Source organism: Cupriavidus sp. H18C1, from assembly GCF_049311595.1.
In the GTDB taxonomy this organism is placed as follows: domain Bacteria; phylum Pseudomonadota; class Gammaproteobacteria; order Burkholderiales; family Burkholderiaceae; genus Cupriavidus; species Cupriavidus cauae.
This window is the reverse complement of record NZ_CP186009.1, coordinates 510,078-526,861: the sequence shown is the minus strand read 5'-3', so window position 1 is coordinate 526,861 and position 16,784 is coordinate 510,078. Positions and strand designations below refer to the sequence as shown.

General features: G+C 69.3%; 10 protein-coding genes, 4 pseudogenes and 1 riboswitch. Of the genes and pseudogenes, 10 read left to right on the top strand and 4 right to left on the bottom strand.

All coding sequences use genetic code 11. From position 1 onward, the window contains the following. The first annotated feature begins 55 nt into the window (after positions 1–55). Positions 56–1,315: an osmoprotectant NAGGN system M42 family peptidase gene (locus OJJOAM_RS18200; RefSeq protein WP_422650637.1), complete on the top strand. Its 1,260-nt coding sequence runs from the start codon at positions 56–58 to the stop codon at positions 1,313–1,315. After that, positions 1,306–2,295, top strand: coding sequence for a mechanosensitive ion channel family protein (locus OJJOAM_RS18195; RefSeq protein WP_422650636.1), 990 nt, complete (start codon positions 1,306–1,308; stop codon positions 2,293–2,295). Before OJJOAM_RS18200 ends, OJJOAM_RS18195 begins: the two co-directional genes overlap by 10 nt. Positions 2,296–2,348: 53 nt before the next feature. Here OJJOAM_RS18195 and edd read toward each other — a convergent pair. Beyond that, positions 2,349–4,173, bottom strand: a pseudogene (gene edd / locus OJJOAM_RS18190) (phosphogluconate dehydratase). A gap of 258 nt (positions 4,174–4,431) precedes the next feature. Here edd and zwf point away from each other — a divergent pair. The 8 genes and pseudogenes from zwf (at position 4,432) to OJJOAM_RS18150 (ending at position 11,982) form a co-directional block, all read left to right on the top strand. Beyond that, positions 4,432–5,881 (top strand): annotated as a pseudogene (gene zwf, locus OJJOAM_RS18185) (glucose-6-phosphate dehydrogenase). A gap of 68 nt (positions 5,882–5,949) precedes the next feature. Beyond that, positions 5,950–6,630, top strand: coding sequence for a 6-phosphogluconolactonase (pgl, locus tag OJJOAM_RS18180; RefSeq protein WP_422650635.1), 681 nt, complete (start codon positions 5,950–5,952; stop codon positions 6,628–6,630). 144 nt (positions 6,631–6,774) lie between these two features. Further along, positions 6,775–7,749: a glucokinase gene (gene glk / locus OJJOAM_RS18175; RefSeq protein WP_422650634.1), complete on the top strand. Its 975-nt coding sequence runs from the start codon at positions 6,775–6,777 to the stop codon at positions 7,747–7,749. A 43-nt stretch (positions 7,750–7,792) separates the two neighbouring features. Next, entirely contained in the window at positions 7,793–8,632 is an 840-nt protein-coding gene (locus OJJOAM_RS18170) for a response regulator (protein WP_422650633.1), read from the top strand. Continuing rightward, positions 8,632–10,131, top strand: a complete 1,500-nt coding sequence (locus OJJOAM_RS18165) for a sensor histidine kinase (protein WP_422650632.1) — start codon at positions 8,632–8,634, stop codon at positions 10,129–10,131. The genes OJJOAM_RS18170 and OJJOAM_RS18165 overlap by 1 nt, the downstream gene beginning before the upstream one ends. A gap of 234 nt (positions 10,132–10,365) precedes the next feature. Continuing rightward, positions 10,366–10,656: a BrnT family toxin gene (locus tag OJJOAM_RS18160; protein ID WP_422650631.1), complete on the top strand. Its 291-nt coding sequence runs from the start codon at positions 10,366–10,368 to the stop codon at positions 10,654–10,656. Next, positions 10,619–10,882: pseudogene (locus OJJOAM_RS18155) on the top strand (BrnA antitoxin family protein); the annotation flags it as partial. The gene OJJOAM_RS18160 and the pseudogene OJJOAM_RS18155, both read left to right, overlap by 38 nt. A gap of 304 nt (positions 10,883–11,186) precedes the next feature. Continuing rightward, positions 11,187–11,982: pseudogene (locus OJJOAM_RS18150) on the top strand (SDR family NAD(P)-dependent oxidoreductase). Between the two features lie 461 nt (positions 11,983–12,443). Here the strand turns inward: OJJOAM_RS18150 and OJJOAM_RS18145 are convergent. The 3 genes from OJJOAM_RS18145 to fumC form a co-directional block, all read right to left on the bottom strand. Next, positions 12,444–13,781 (bottom strand): D-amino acid dehydrogenase, encoded by a 1,338-nt coding sequence (locus OJJOAM_RS18145; RefSeq protein WP_422650630.1) that lies wholly within the window; start codon positions 13,779–13,781, stop codon positions 12,444–12,446. A 56-nt stretch (positions 13,782–13,837) separates the two neighbouring features. Next, positions 13,838–13,954, bottom strand: a riboswitch (glycine riboswitch). Positions 13,955–14,088: 134 nt separating this feature from the next. Next, positions 14,089–15,075, bottom strand: a complete 987-nt coding sequence (locus OJJOAM_RS18140) for a diguanylate cyclase domain-containing protein (protein ID WP_422650629.1) — start codon at positions 15,073–15,075, stop codon at positions 14,089–14,091. A 164-nt stretch (positions 15,076–15,239) separates the two neighbouring features. Beyond that, entirely contained in the window at positions 15,240–16,616 is a 1,377-nt protein-coding gene (fumC, locus tag OJJOAM_RS18135) for a class II fumarate hydratase (RefSeq protein ID WP_422650956.1), read from the bottom strand. Positions 16,617–16,784 lie beyond the last annotated feature (168 nt).

Here is a 16,784-nt window from a genome sequence, read left to right as displayed (position 1 = left end):
TGAGCTGATTCGCGCGCCATGTCCCCCGGGCGCGCGGCGCCAGGCATCGACATCCATGCAGAAACTGAAGATCGACCGGCTGTACCTGAAGACCGCGTTGCTGGAGCTGCTCGCCATCCCCAGCCCGGCCGGGCTGACCGACGAGATCGTGCACTACACCGCCAACGTGCTCGACGGGCTCGACATCCCCTACCAGCTGACCCGGCGCGGCACCATCCGCGCGACGCTGCGCGGCAACCGCGCCAACAGCGGCATGGGGCCCGACTGCGCGATCGTCGCCCACCTGGACACGCTCGGCGCGATGGTGCGCGAGCTCAAGCCCAACGGCCGGCTCGCGCTGGCGCCGATCGGCACCTGGTCCAGCCGCTGGGCCGAAGGCGGCCGCGTGACGCTGTTTACCGAACACGGCCGGCATCGCGGCTCGGTGCTGCCGCTGCTGGCCTCGGGCCACGTCTACAACGAGGCGGTGGATACGCAGCCGGTCAACTGGGACCAGCTCGAACTGCGGCTCGACGAACCGGCGGCGACGCCGGAGCAGCTGCGCGCGCTCGGCATCCAGGTCGGCGATTTCGTCGCCTTCGACGCCAACCCCGAGATCCTCGACAACGGCTATGTCGTCTCGCGGCATCTGGACAACAAGGCCGGCGTCGCCGCGGTGCTGGCCGCGCTGAAGGCCGTGCGCGAGAGCGGCGCCTCGGTGCCGATGGACTGCCATGCGGTGTTTACGCTGACCGAGGAAGTCGGCTCGGGCGCGACCGCGGTGATCGAGGACGACGTCAGCGAGGTGATCGGCATCGATATCGGCCCGGTGGCGCCGGGGCAGGGCGCGCGCGAGGAAGGCGTGACGATTCCGCTGATGGACTCGGCAGGCCCGCACGACTATCACCTGACGCGGCGCCTGCTGCGGCTGTGCGACGAGCATGGCATCCCCCAGCCATCGCGACGTGTTCCGCTTCTACCATTCGGACGCGGGCGCCGCGGTCAGCGCGGGCCACGACGTGCGCACCGCGCTGCTGTGCTTCGGCGCCGATGCCTCGCATGGCTACGAGCGGACCCATCTGGACGTGCTGGTCAATCTGGCCGAGCTGCTGACCGTCTATATCCAGAGCGGGCCGACGCTGCCGGAGGACCGCCAGCGCCGCATGGGCTCGGTGGCGGGCTTCTCGCATCAACTCGATCCGCGCCAGCTGACGCGCAGCGAGACGCCGTTGCCCGATGCCGGCGAACTGGTGCATACCCGCCGCGAAGGTTCGTCGTGATGCACCGTGACGCCTTCGTGATGCCATCCTTTCCGGAGCCGACGCCATGGATCTGAATTTCATCGACGCCGACAAGCTGCAGGCCACCTGGGCCTATCTGCTGCAGCTGGCCGTGCACCAGGGTTTGAACGTGCTGGCCGCGCTCGCCATCCTGCTGGTCGGCTGGTGGCTCAGCGGCCGCGCGCGCAACGCGGTGCTGCACGCCTTCGATCGCCCGCATGTCGACGCGACGCTGCGGCCGATGCTGGGCAGCGTCACGCAGTGGGTCGTGCGTGTCGTCACCGTGATCCTGGTGCTGTCGCAGTTCGGCGTGCAGACCGCCAGCATCATCGCGATGCTCGGCGCCGCGGGCCTGGCGATCGGGCTGGCGCTGCAGGGCACGCTGCAGAACATCGCCGCGGGCATCATGCTGGTGCTGCTGCGGCCGTTCCGCGTCGGCCAGTACATCGACGCCCAGGGCATCGCCGGCACCGTGCGCGAGACCGGGCTGTTCATGACCGAGCTGACGACGTTCGACGGCGTCTGCCTGCGTGTGCCCAACAACAAGATCTGGGGCAGCGCGATCACGAACTACAGCGAAAATCCGACGCGCCGGCTCGATATCGAGGTCACGGTGCCGTTCGGCGCCGACGTGCAGACCGCGCTGCGGGTGCTGCGCCATATGCTGGCCGACGACGAGCGCGTGCTCGAGGTGCCGGCGGCCGAGGCGATGGTGGTCAACTTCACCAGCGAGGGCGTGACGCTGAACCTGCGCTGCTGGACCTCCAACGACAACTACTGGAACCTGCGCTTCGCCTTCTACGAGCGCGTCAAGCGCGAGCTGCAGGCGGTCGGCATCGATATCGCGGTGCCGGTGCAGGAGCTGCGCGTGCCGGGCAATGGCGGTCAGGGCGAACAGACCGCGCTGGTGCTGAACCACACGCCGCAGCCCCATATGCAGTCCCATACGCCGCCCCATACGCCGCAGCCGGCCCAGCGGCCCCAGCCGCCCCAGCCGCCGCAATCCGCGCCAGGCGGCGCACAGCGACACGCCTAGCGCTGGCAGGCAGGGGCCGCGCCCCTTGCCGCTCAGGCCCTCGCCGCTTCCGCTCAGGCCTCGTCCGCGAACAGCGTGCAGGCGCCTTCCTCCGCCGTGCTGACGTTGCGGCGGAAGTTGCCGAACAGGTCGCGGCCGACGCCATGGCGATGGCGGCTCAGGTCCGGCACGTCGATCGTGCGCGCGTCCCATTCGGCCTGCGGCACCAGCGCGGTCAGGATGCCGGCCGGCGCATCGACGCGGATGATGTCGCCGTCGCGGACCTTGCCGATCGCGCCGCCCTTCAGCGCCTCGGGGCAGACGTGGATCGCGGCCGGCACCTTGCCCGAGGCGCCCGACATGCGGCCGTCGGTGACCAGCGCCACATGAAAGCCGCGGTCCTGCAGCACCGTCAGCGTCGGCGTCAGCTTGTGCAGCTCGGGCATGCCGCAGGCCGCCGGCCCCTGGTACGGCAGCACCGCGACGAAATCGCGCTCGAGCTCGCCGCGCTTGAAGGCGGCCAGCATGTCGTCCTGATGATGGAACACGCGCGCGGGCGCCTGCACCACCTGATGCTCGGCCTTGACCGCCGAGGTCTTGATCACCGCGCGACCCATATTGCCGTCCAGCACCTTGATGCCGCCGTCCGGCAAGAACGGCTCGCCGGTGCCGCGCACCACCGACGCGTCCAGCGATTCGGTCGGACCGTCGATCCAGACCAGCTTGCCCTCGCGCAGCGCCGGTTCGCGCGTGTAGTCCTCCAGGCCTTGTCCGACGATGGTGGTGACATCGTCATGCAGCAGCCCGCGCGCCAGCAGGCCGCGGATCACCAGCGCCAGGCCGCCCGCCGCCTGGAAGCCGTTGACGTCGGCCTGGCCGTTCGGATAGACCCGCGCCAGCAGCGGCACCACCGCCGACAGTTCGTCGAAGTCGTCCCAGGTCAGCACGATGCCGGCCACGCGCGCCATCGCGATCAAATGCAGCGTGTGGTTGGTCGAGCCGCCGGTGGCCAGCAGGCCCACGATGCCATTGACGAAGGCGCGTTCGTCGAGCACCTGCGCGATGGGCGTATAGCGCTCGCCCTGGTGCACCAGCCGCAGCACATGCCGCGCGGACTCGCGCGTCAGCGCCTCGCGCAGCGGCGTGTGGGGGATTGATGAAGGCGGTGCCCGGCAGATGCAGGCCCATGATCTCCATCAGCATCTGATTCGAATTGGCGGTGCCGTAGAAGGTGCAGGTGCCCGGCGAATGGTACGACTTGCTCTCGGCCTCGAGCAGTTCCTCCCGGCCGATCTTGCCCTGCGCATACAGCTGGCGGATGCGGGCCTTTTCCTCGTTGGGGATGCCGGTCGGCATCGGCCCGCCCGGCACGAACACCGCGGGCAGATGGCCGAACGACAGCGCCCCCATCACCAGCCCCGGCACGATCTTGTCGCAGATGCCCAGGTACAGCGCCGCATCGAACATCTGGTGCGACAGCGCGACCGCGGTGGCCTGCGCGATCACGTCGCGCGAGAACAGCGACAGCTCCATGCCGTCCTGGCCCTGCGTCACGCCGTCGCACATCGCCGGCACGCCGCCGGCGAATTGCGCGGTCGCGCCGGCCTCCAACGCGGCTTCCTTGATCCAGGCGGGGAACTCTCCCAGCGGTTGGTGCGCCGAAAGCATGTCGTTGTACGAGGAAACGATCGCCACGTTGGGCCGTTCCTCGGCCTTCAGGCGGATCTTGGCGGGCTCGGGCATCGAGGCGAAGCCGTGCGCGAGGTTCGTGCAGGACAGCTGCGCGCGTTGCACCTTGCTGCCGGCCATGGCCTGCGTGCGGGACAGGTAGGCCTGGCGCGTCGGCGCGCTGCGGGCCACGATGCGGGCCGTCACTTGTTCGAGTACGGGATGGGGCATGGGGCTCTCTCCAGCGGATTCTTCAATGCTTGGCGCGTCGCAGTTCAGCCTAGCGCATGTTGCAGGGGCTTGCACGGAGCATGCCCGCCGCGCCGCCGCACCTCGTGGCGACACGGGCCGCCACACGCGCCGCCACACACACGACCACGGCCGCCGCCGGTTGCCGCGTGGCTCGCAAAGCGCCCGCGACTCACGTAAACTGGCCGCAACGGCCGCGCTACGGGGTCTCTATCAAGCGACAAGGAGGTCAGGGTGAGCATGCCCGATTTCGACATGGTGCTGGTTGGCGGCACCGGTGACCTGGCCAGGCGCAAACTGCTGCCGGCCTTGTTCGACGCGCATCGCGCCGGATTGTTGCATCCCGCGGCGCGCATCCTGGCCACGGGCAGCCATCCTTCCACCACCGAGGAATACGTCGCCACGCTCGAGCAGGGCATGCGGCCGGGCCTCGAACACGCCCCCGCCGGGCGACTGGGCCAGCTTCGTCGCGCGTCTGTGCTACGTGCAGGCCGACGCCCGCAAACCCGAGCATTTCGACGCGCTGGCGCGCAAGGTGCTGGACCGCCAGCCCGAGGTCGTGGTGTGCTATCTGGCCACCGCCCCGCATCTGTTCGTGCCGATCTGCGAGCAGTTCGGCCGCACCGGCCTGAACCATCCCAAGGTGCGCGTGGTCCTGGAAAAACCGCTGGGCCACGATCTGGATTCGAACGAGGCGATCAACGCGGCGGTGGCGCGCTACTTCGCCGAGGAGCAGATCTACCGGATCGACCACTACCTGGGCAAGGAGTCGGTGCAGAATCTGATGGCGATCCGCTTCGGCAACGCGCTGTTCGAGCCGCTGTGGCGGCGCGAATGGGTGCAGGACGTGCAGATCACGATCGCCGAGGAGCTCGGTGTCGAGGGCCGCGGCGATTTCTACGACCAGACCGGCGCGCTGCGCGACATGGTGCAGAACCACCTGCTGCAGCTGCTGTGCATGGTCGCGATGGAACCGCCCACCAGCCTGACCGAAGACGCGGTGCGCGACGAGAAAATCAAGATCCTGAAGGCGCTCAAGCCGATCTCGCCGCAGGAGGTCGCCGAGAAGACCGTGCGCGGGCAGTACCGCGCCGGCGCCATCGCCGGCAAGCCGGTACCCGGTTACCTTGAAGAGGCCGGCATCGCGCCGGACAGCCGCACCGAGACCTTCGTCGCGATCAAGGCCGAGATCGCCAACTGGCGCTGGGCCGGCGTGCCGTTCTACCTGCGCACCGGCAAGCGGATGCAGTCGCGCGTGGCCGAGATCGTCATCCATTTCCGCGACGTGCCCCATGCCATCTTTCCGCGCCCGCTGACGCTGTCGCCGCAGAACCGGCTGGTGATCCGGCTGCAGCCCGAGGAAAGCATCCGGCTGTACTTCCTCGTCAAGCAGCCCGGCGACACGGTGGCGCTGACGCCGACCTCGCTCGATCTCGATTTCGCCAACTCGTTCAAGGTGCGCCGCGCCGGCGCCTACGAACGCCTGCTACTCGACGTGATACGCGGACGGCTCGGCCTGTTCGTGCGCCGCGACGAACAGGTACAGGCATGGCGCTGGGTCGAGCCGATCATCGACACCTGGGCCGAGAGTTCGCTGCCGCCCAAGCCCTATACCGCGGGTACGTGGGGGCCGGCCGCCTCGTCCGCGCTGCTCTCGCGCGACAACGCGCTGTGGCACGAGGAGGTCTGACGCCGGCTCGCCCGCTTTGCCGGATCGGCCCGCCGCTCCGCCCCAACGAACCCTGACCGGAAATCGCCATGCGTCGCTTCGAACATCCCTCGCTGCTGGACCAGGCCGAAGCGCTGGCCACCTCCGTCAGCCACGCGCTCGACCTCGCCATCCAGGACCGCGGACACGCGGTGCTGGCCGTCTCGGGCGGGCGCTCGCCGGTGCCGATGTTCGAGCGGCTGCGCTATCGGCCGGTGCGCTGGGACGCGGTCACCATCACGCTGGTCGACGAGCGCGCGGTGCCGCCCGGACACGAGGACAGCAACGCGCGCCTCGTGCAGGAACACCTGCTGCGCGATGCCGCGGCCGCGGCCAGCTTCGTGCCGCTGATCGCCGATGCGGTCGAGGCGTCCGAGCCCGCGCGGGCGGTGGTGCGACTCAATGCCGCGTTTCGCCAGCCCGACGTGGCGGTGCTCGGCATGGGCGAGGACGGCCATACCGCGTCGCTGTTCGCCGATGCGCCGGAGCTCGGCGAAGCGCTGAACGGCGATACGCCCTGCTATGTGGTGACGCGCCCGGCCAGCGCGCCGCATGCGCGCGTGACGCTGAACCTGGCCGCCTTGCTGGCCGCCGAGCGCGTGTTCCTGGCGTTTGCCGGCGCGGCCAAGGCCGAGGTGTTCGAGCGCGCCCTGCAGGAGCCGGGGCCCGCGTTGCCGGTGGGGCTGGTGGCCAGCCGGCATCGGCATGGGTTCGATGTGTTCACTGCCTGACTGCGAGGCCTGACTACGCTGACTCGATACGCCGCTTCAATACGCTGCCTGAACGCGCCGCCTGAACACGCCTCCCGAACACGTAGCCTGAATGCACGCGTTGCCACCACGGCCCGAATTTCGCCCGATGTTTTCCGCCCTGCGATGACTACCTACCCCCGCCTGCTCGCCGATGTCGGCGGCACCAATGTCCGCTTCGCCCTGCAGACCGCGCCCGACGCGATCGGACCGGTGACCGCGCTGAAGGTCGCCGACTATCCGTCGCTGGAAGCGGCGATGCGGCAATACCTGTCGCAGCTGTCCGGCCCGCAGCCGCGCCACGCGGCGATCGGTCTTGCCAATCCGGTTACCGGCGATCGCGTCAAGCTGACCAACCACGCGTGGGCCTTCTCGATCGAGGCGGTGCGCCAGGCGCTGGGCCTGGAGACGCTGCTGGCGCTGAACGACTTCACCGCGCTGGCGCTGGCCCTGCCGTATCTGCAGCCCGGTGAGCTCGCGCCGGTGCGTGCCGGCACGCCCGCGGCCGACACGCCGCTGGCCCTGATCGGCCCCGGCACCGGGCTCGGCGTGTCGGGGCTGATCCCCGGCCGCCACGGCGCGGGGCCCGTGGCCTTGGCGGGGGAGGGCGGGCATGTCGAACTGATGCCGGCCACCGACGACGAGTGGATCGCCTGGCATGCCGCGCATCGCGAGCACGGCCGCGTCTCGGCCGAACGGCTGCTGTCGGGCATGGGCCTGTCGCATACGCATGCCGCGCTGGCCGCAGAAACGGGTACGCCCGTGCGCGTGCCGCTGACCGCGGCGGAGGTCACCGAGGGCGCCTTGCAGCGCGGCGACGCACTGTGCCAGCGCGCGCTCGCGGTGTTCTGCGGCCTGCTCGGTTCGGTCGCGGCCGATGTGACGCTGATCCTCGGCGCGCGCGGCGGCGTCTATATCGGCGGCGGCATCGTGCCGCGCTTCGTCGAGGCGCTGGCGGCGTCCAGCTTCAACGCGCGCTTCGTCGACAAGGGCCGCATGCGCGCGTTCCTCGAGCCGGTGCCGGTGCAGGTCATCACCGCGCGCTTTCCCGCGCTGCCCGGGCTGGCGCACGCGCTGGCCGAAGCGGTCGATCGGCAATGAGCCGCCGAGCCGGCCCGGCGTGGCCAACGAACGGAGCGAAGCGATGCGCGTGCTGCTGATCGAAGACGACACGATGATCGGCGATTCCGTGCGGCTGGCGCTGCGTCAGGAAGGCTTCGCGGTGGACTGGGTACGCGACGGCGAGGCCGGCCTGTCGGCCGCCACCCAACCGCCCGGCGTCGCTGCCGGCGGCGCGGCCGAAGGGCAGCACGATCTGGTGCTGCTCGATCTTGGCCTGCCGCGCCGATCCGGTCTCGATGTATTGTCCGGCATGCGGGCGCGCGGCGTCGCCACGCCGGTGCTGATCCTGACCGCGCGCGACGCGGTCGCCGATCGCGTCGCCGGCCTGAACGCCGGTGCCGACGACTACCTGGTCAAGCCCTTCGACCTGCAGGAGCTGGTGGCGCGCATCCATGCGCTGGCGCGGCGCGCGCAGGGCCGTGCCGAGCCGCTGGTCCGCTACGGCGCGATCGTGCTCAATCCGGCCACGCGCGAAGTCACGCTGTCCGGCGAGCCGGTCCATCTGTCGGCGCGCGAATACGCATTGCTGGCGGCGCTGCTGGCCCGCCCCGGCAAGGTGTGGTCGGTGCCGCAGCTGCAGGAGAAGCTGTACGGCTGGGACGACGAGGTCGGCAGCAATACGGTCGAGGTCTATATCCACGCGCTGCGCAAGAAGTTCGGCCAGGGTTTGATCCGCAATATCCGTGGCGTCGGTTATGTCTGTCCGAAGCTCGATGAAGCTCGCGAACCGGGTCGCGAACCGGGTGGCGAACCGGGTGGCGAACCGGGTGGCGGACAGCGGGGCGATCCACGTGGCGGACAACGCGGCGACCCGGGTGGCGAACCGGACGGCATCGACGACGCGGCAAGGGGAGCGCGCTGATGCGATCGATCCAGCGGACACTGCTGTGGTGGCTGGCGCTCGGCCTGCTGGCCGGCATCGCCGCCGCCACCGCGCTGATCTACGGCCAGGCTCGGCAGGAGGCCAACGCGCTGTTCGACTACCAGATGCGGCAGGTCGCGCTCGCGCTGCCGAGCCAGTTTAGCGGCCCGGCGATGCCATCGCTGCCGCCGCCGCTGCCGCCCGGCACCGACAACCTGTTCCGCTCCGACGAGGACGTGGTGATCCATATCTGGGACGGTACCGGCCGCAGCCTCTATCTGTCGCATTCGCGGCCGTCGCTGCCGCCGCGCGCGGAACTGGGCTTCTCCAACGTGCGCACCGACGACGGCGAGTTCCGCATCTACAGCGTGCAGCTCGGGCCGGCGGTGGTGCAGATCGCGCAGCCGATGAGCGCGCGCCGCGAGGTGGCGGCGCGGATGGCGCTGCGCACCGTCGCACCGCTGCTGTTGCTGCTGCCGCTGCTGGGCTGGATGGTCTGGCTGGCGGTGGGCCGCGGACTGCGGCCGGTGCGCGAGATCGCGCGGCAGGTCGGCAAGCGCGATGCCAATGCGCTGTCGCCGCTGGCGGTGGCGCAGATGCCGGCCGAGATCGCGCCGCTGACCGAGGCGCTCAACCTGCTGCTCGCGCGGCTGTCCGACGCGATCGACACGCAGCGCGCGTTCATCGCCGATGCCGCGCACGCGCTGCGCACGCCGCTGACCGCGCTGCAGCTGCAGGCGCAACTGGTCGAACGCGCCGACAGCGAGCCGGCGCGCCGCGAGGCGATCGGCAAGCTGCGCGACGGGCTCGAGCGGCTGACGCATCTGGTGACGCAGCTGCTGACGCTGGCGCGCCACGAGCCCGGCGCGGCCGTTGCCGGCCATCAGGCGGTGGACTTGCGGGCGCTGGCCGCGACCGTGGTCGGCGAGATGACGCAGGCCGCCCTCGATCGGCATATCGACCTGGGGCTTGACGCTACCGATGGCGACAGCGGTGCCGATGGTCGCCATGGTGAGGATGGTTGGGACGGTCGGGAGGGTCGGGACGGTCGCAATGGTCGGGATGGTCGGGATGGTCGGGATGGCCACAGCGGTCACGATGGCCGCGATGGAGACTTGGCCGGGCTGACCGTGCAGGGCGACCCCGACGCGCTGCGCATCCTGCTGACCAATCTGATCGACAACGCGCTGCGCTATGTGCCCGCCGGCGGCAAGGTCGACGTGCGCGTGCAGCGCGCCGACGCCGGCCGCGTCGCGCTGATCGTCGCCGACAACGGCCCCGGCATCCCGCCCGAGCAGCGCGCCCGCGTGCTCGATCGCTTCTACCGCTTGCCCGATGCACCCAGCGGCGGCAGCGGCCTGGGCCTGGCCATCGTCGACGAGATCGCCCAGGTGCATCGCGCCACGCTGTCGCTGGAAGATAACGAGCCGGGGCTGCGGGTGCGCGTGGTGTTTCCGGAGACCGGCGTAGCAACGGTCGCTGGTGTGCCGCCACGCTAGAAAACGCTGCTCGGCGTACCCATTTCTGCGTCCCTTGCTGACGCCGGAATTCTGATCCCGATCCGATGTGAAAGCGCGCGCGTTTTGTACATAGCAGCGAAGGGTTCTGCGTGATGCAATCCGCGCGTCGCGAGTCCCCTTTCGACATCCGCGCCGCCCAGTCGCTCGCGACCCCTTTTATCTGCAACTACAGACTGTTCTTGCGGCGCAGATTAACCGTAACTACAATAAACCATGGAGACGACATTCGACTCCAGCAAGGACGCCGCAAACCTTGCGAAGCATGGCATCTCGCTGGCAATGGCCGACAAGCTCGATTGGCCCGAGGTGATGGCGTACGTGGACAGCCGCCGGGATTACGGTGAAGTGCGAGAGGTGGGCTTCGGCGTGATTGCGAATCGCCTGTATTGCGTCGTCTTCACGCAGCGGGGCAACGCCATGCACATCATCAGCATGCGCAAGGCCAACAAGAGAGAGGTGAAGAGCTATGTCGAAGAAACCCAGGCTCATCATGCCGACAGATGAGGAAGATGCCGCGATCAATCGTGGTATTGCCGAGGATCCGGACACCTACGAGGTTCCTTCGGAGGACTTCGCGAAGATGAAGCGCCTGGGGCGGCGTGGTCGACCACCCATGGAGTCCCCGAAGAAACTTGTCACAGTGCGCTACGAGCAGGAGATCATCAACGCGTTCAAGGCAAGCGGAGAGGGTTGGCAGACAAGAATGAACGATGCGTTGGCACAGACCCTCAATATCACGTTCATTGGCGGTCCGCTGGACGGACAGACCGTTCGGGACAATCCTTACACCCTCACGGCCTTGCTCAGCTATCGACCGATCGAGGCCTTTCCAGACGACCCGCTCCGCAAAGTCATGTATCACCGCGTCACGGTCAAACGCGAAGTTCAGGGCGTAGTCCTGGAGCGGGACTTCTTTCTCAGCGAAGAGATGAACGCTGCCGAAGGAAAACGAAGGGCGCTACGTGCCTGGGAGGCTTCGGCTTCGAACCTGGACCAATGCCTGAGCGGTATTTGAATCGCATAGCGAGGTACTCATGCAGATCGATCTCACCGGCAAGACCGCCCTCGTCACCGCCTCGACCGCGGGCATCGGGCTGGCCATCGCCATCGGCCTCGCGCGCAGCGGTGCCACCGTCGTCGTCAATGGCCGCAAGCAGGACACCGTCGAGGGCGCCATCGCCGACGTGGTGCGCGAGGTGCCGGGCGCCACGGTGCGCGGCGTCGCGGCCGATGTGGGCGGCGCCGAGGGCTGCGATGCCATCGTGGCCGCGGAGCCGGCGGTGGACATTCTGGTCAACAACGCCGGCATCTACGGTCCGCGCGACTTCTACGAACTGAGCGACGAGGACTGGACCCGCATCTTCGATGTCAACGTGATGTCGGGCGTGCGGCTGGCGCGGGCGTACTCCGGCGGCCATGGCGGCGAACGGCTGGGGCCGCGTGGTGTTCATCTCGTCGGAGTCCGCGCTGAACACGCCGGAGGACATGATCCACTACGGCTTCTCGAAGACCGCGCAGCTGGCGGTGTCGCGCGGCCTCGCCAAACGGCTCAGCGGTACCGGCGTCACGGTTAATGCGGTATTGCCGGGGCCGACGCTGTCGGACGGCCTGCGCGAGATGCTGCGCGAGGACGCCGACAAGGCGGGGCTGTCGATCGAGGAGGCGGCGGCCCAGTTCGTCAAGGCGCATCGGCCCAGCTCGATCCTCCAGCGCGCGGCCACGGTGGAGGAGGTCGCGCACATGGTGGTGTACGTCTGTTCGCCGCAGGCATCGGCGACCACCGGCGCCGCGTTGCGGGTCGATGGCGGCGTGGTGGATACCATCGCCTGAGCCCGGCGATGGCGGGATGGTGCGACGGTGCTGGCGTGATGGTGGGGTGGTGGCGCATCGCGGTCGCGCAGGACCTGGTTTCGCACCGCTGCCCGGCACGCAGAAACGGGTACGCTTTGCGCGCGGCGTCCATATTGATCGAGTTCCGGCTACGCAGAAACGGGTACGGTGCCGCTTTCCATCGCGTGCCGGCACGGCGGTTTTACCGCGGGATTCATCGTCATCAGCCGTCCCGTCGACGCTCGTGAAAGGGTACGCAGAAACGGGTACGGTTTGCGCAAGGCGCACGCAGAAACGGGTACGCTTTCGAGCGCAGGCGGGTCCGGATGCATGTCCGCATGCCTGTCTCGATGCGCGTCCCGATGCGTGCCGGTTGGATCCACGCCAACGATGAAAACGAAAACACCGGCGCGCATGTCGATGCCGCGCCGGTGTCGTTGTTTCAGGCCTGTATCAGGGCATCAGGCCTCGGCCGGCTCCGACGCGGCCGCGCGCGTGGCGACCACCGGCGCGAGCGGTCGCGCCATCCGCGGCGCCTCCGGCAGCGGACCGCAGAAGCCGAAGTCCACTTCCGGCACGCGGCCGCTGATCAGCTCGGCGATCGCGCGTCCCGAGCCGCAGCCGTGGGTCCAGCCCAGCGTGCCATGGCCCGTGTTCAGGTACAGCCCCTGCACCGCGCTCGCGCCGATATACGGCACGTTGCCCGGCGTCGCGGGTCGCAGGCCGGTCCAGTAGCGCGCCAGTTCGGGACGGCTGACACCGGGGAAGATCTCCAGCGTGCGCCGCACGATGGCCTCGCAGCGCACCGGGTTCAGCTCCATCGAATAGCCGTTGAGCTCCGCGGTGCCCGCGATGCGCAGCCGGTCGCCCAGACGCGAGAACACCAGCTTGTACTCGTCGTCGGTCAGGCTGACGCTCGGCGCGCGCTCCGGGTCGAGCACCGGCAGCGTGGCCGAGTAACCCTTGGCCGGATAGATGTCGAGCTTGACGCCGAGCGGCCGCGCCAGCATCGGGCTGAAGCTGCCGAGCGCGAGCACATAGGCGTCGGCCTGCTCGACGGTGTAGGCGCCGGTCTCGTCGGCGATCTCGACCCCGCGCATGCGCCCGCCTTCGGCCAGCAGCCGCTGCACGCGCACGCCGTAGCGGAAGCGCACGCCGCGCGCCTCGCACAGCGCCGCCAGCCCCGTGGTGAAGCGGTGCACGTCGCCGGACTCGTCCTCGCTGGTGTAGGTGGCGCCCGCCAGCCGCGGCGCGATCGAGGCCAGCGCCGGTTCGAGCTTCACCACTTCGTCGGGACCGATCACGCGGCGCTCGCAGCCCAGCTCGCGCATGATGCGCGCCGGCTCGATGGCCGCGTCGAATTCCTTCTGGCTGGTATAGAAGTGCAGGATGCCGCGGGTCAGATGATCGTATTCGATGCCGGTCTCGGCGCGCAGCGCCTGCAGGCTGGCGCGGCTGTAGGTGCCGAGGTTGAGCAGCTGGATCATGTTGCGGGTGGATCGGCGGGCCGGACACTCGCGCAGGAACTTCAGGCCCCACGACCATTGCGCCGGGTCGGCGCGCAGGCGGAACAGCAGCGGTGCGTCCTCGCGTCCCAGCCAGCTGAGCAGCTTCAGCGGCGCCGACGGGTTGGCCCAGGGTTCCGCATGGCTGACCGAGATCTGGCCGCCGTTGCCGAAGCTGGTTTCGCGTGCCGCGCCGGCATTGCGCTCGAGCACCACGACCTCGTGGCCGGCCTTGGACAGATACCACGCCGAGGCCACGCCGATCACGCCGGCCCCCATCACGATGACTTTCATTTCAGGCTCCAGGATGCAAAAAGGGGCAGCCGGCCGGCATCGTCGATGCCAACCCGGCTGCCCCCACTGTCCTTTTGCCTGAGAGATTCACCGCGTCCGCCCCGGACCCGGTTTGCCCCTTCGGCGGCCGTCATCGCTTAACCATGATGGCGGCGCTCTCCAGTTCGTTGTCGTCTCCAGTCTTCGGTACCTGAGCGTTTCGGGGGTACGCGCTTCGGCAGCGCCGCCGCCGCGCTGTCGCGCCGCAGGCTCGCTTTCTCCTGGATGGGCGGACAGTAACACGGCGCGGCGGCGGCCGCAACGCGAGTTACTGTGGCGCGGCGGGCGGCGTTCCCTTCCTGCGTGCCTGCTTGTTGGCGTACATCGCCTGGTCGGCCTGCGCCAGCAGGTCCGCGATGCCGGTGTGCCGGGCGGGATCGAAGGCGACCGCGCCGGCGCTGAAATCCAGCGCATAGCCGCGCTGGCTCTGCGCGTTGTACGCGTCCACGACTTGCCGCAGCCGGGCCAGCATCGCGTCGCACGGGTCGGCCGAGGCGTCGACCAGCAGCACGACGAACTCGTCGCCGCCCAGCCGTCCGATCAGGTCGGACTCGCGGAAGGCCTGGCGCAGGTGGTCGGCGAAGGCGGCCAGCGCCAGATCGCCCTCGGCGTGCCCGAAGCGGTCGTTGATGGCCTTGAAGCCGTCCATGTCGAAGAACAGCAGCGTGACCGGCATCCCCTGGCGCTGGCAGACCGCCAGCGCATGCTGCGCCAGCGCCGAGAAGCCGCGGCGGTTCGACAGCATCGTCAGGTCGTCCATCGAGGCCAGTTGCGCCGACTCCAGTTCCTGCTCGGCCAGGCGACCCAGATCGTGCAGCAGCGCCTGATCGTCCTTGTCGAACTCGCGCGGCTCGGTGTCGATCAGGCACAGCGTGCCGACCTTGGCGCCGCCCCGTACCGCGAGCGGGCAGCCGGCATAGAAACGCACGCCGGGCGCGCCCGTGACCAGCGGGTTGTCGTGAAAGCGCTGGTCCTGCAGCGCATCGGGCACGATCAGCAGATCGTCGCGCAGGATCGCGTGGCCGCAGAACGATTGCTCGCGCGGCGTTTCGCGGGCGGCCAGGCCGAACGAGGACTTGAACCACTGGCGCCTGGCGTCGACCAGGCTGACCAGCGCGATCGGTACGTCGAACAGCCGCCTGGCCAGGCGGGTCAGCCGGTCGAAGCGCTCTTCGGCGGCGGTATCGAGCAGGTTCAGGGAGTACAGCGCGTCGAGGCGCCGCTGGTCATCGGCGGGAATGGGAGCAGGAATCATCTCGTCAATGCGATCGTTGTTACCCCCCGATCGTCGTCTGCCCGTCTCAAGCGGGTTTGTCGCCGGCCGCCGCGGCAGCGCGGGGCCGGTCGATAGGGTCGTTCCATGTGTGGGCGGCCGTATGCGCCGTCGTGGACGTGGCCGCCAGCACCGGTGCGCCGGCGCTACACCTCGCGCGTCATCCCTTTCAGGTCGATCCATTGCTCGAACTGCTCGGCGGTGACATGGCCGGAGGCGATCGCCGCCTCGCGCAGCGACAGATTGCGTGCCACGGCGAGCTTGGCGATTTCGGCCGCCTTGTCGTAGCCGATATGCGGGTTCAGCGCGGTGACGGGCATCAGCGACCGTTCGAGCAGGTCGGCGATGCGCGCCCGGTCCGCCTCGACGCCGGCCACCATGTGTTCGGCGAAGCTGGCCGCCGCGTCGGCCAGCAGTGTAACCGACTGCAGCAGGCTGTAAACGATGACCGGCTTGTAGGCGTTCAGCTCCAGCGTGCCCAGCCCGTTGGCCAGCGTGATGGTGGTGTGGTTGCCGATCACGCGGCAGCAGACCATCGCCAGCGCCTCGGCCTGGGTCGGATTGACCTTGCCCGGCATGATCGACGAACCCGGCTCGTTGGCCGGCAGCTGCAGCTCGGCAAAGCCCGCGCGCGGGCCCGAGCCCAGCAGCATGAAGTCGCGCGCGATCTTCAGGAAGGACGAAGCCGTGGTGTTCAGCGCGCCCGACAGGTCGGCCAGCGCGTCGTGCGCGGCCTGCAGCGCGTAGCGGTTGGCGGCGGGCTCGAACGGCAGGCCGGTGTAGTCCGCCAGCGCGCGCGCGAAGGCGGCGGCAAAGCCGGCCGGCGCATTGAGGCCGGTGCCGACCGCAGTGCCGCCCTGGGGCACCGGCATCGCGCGCAGCACGGCCTGGTGCAGCCGCGCCTGCGCGTCGGCGACCTGCGCCTGGTAGCCGGAGAACTCCTGGCCCAGCGTCAGCGGCACGGCATCCTGCAGATGGGTGCGGCCGACCTTGACGATATCGGCGAAGGCCTCGACCTTGCTGCCGAGCGTCTTCTGCAGCGTCTCAAGCGCCGGCAGCAGCTGGCGCTGCACCGCCCGCGCCGCGGCGATATGCATCGCGGTCGGGAAGCTGTCGTTGGACGACTGGCTCGCGTTGACGTGGTCGTTGGGATGAACGGGCCGCTTGCTGCCGACCTCGCCGCCGAGCAGCTGGATCGCACGGTTGGCGATCACCTCGTTCAGGTTCATGTTGGTCTGTGTGCCCGAGCCGGTCTGCCAGACCGACAGCGGAAACTCGTCGGGCCACTGGCCGGCGATGATCTCCTCGGCGGCCTGTTCGATCGCCTGCGCCAGCCCCGCGTCGAGCACGTTCAGTTCGCGGTTCGCGCGTGCCGCGCACAGCTTCAGGATCGCAAATGCCTCGATCAGCGCCGGCGGCATCTTCTCGTTGCCGATGCGGAAGTTCTGGCGCGAGCGCTCGGTCTGCGCGCCCCACAGGTGGTCGGCGGGGACGGGTACCTGGCCCAGGCTGTCCTGTTCGATGCGGGTCGCTGGGGGGCTGCTGGTCTGACATGACTGGCTCCTGTGAACGAACGGTACGAATCGGTCTTCTAGGATACGCCGACGGTGCCGCGGTTGCCGCTGGTGCCGCCGGTGGCCCGGATGCCGCTGTCGGTGCCGCGAATGCCGCGAATGCCGCGAATGCCGCCG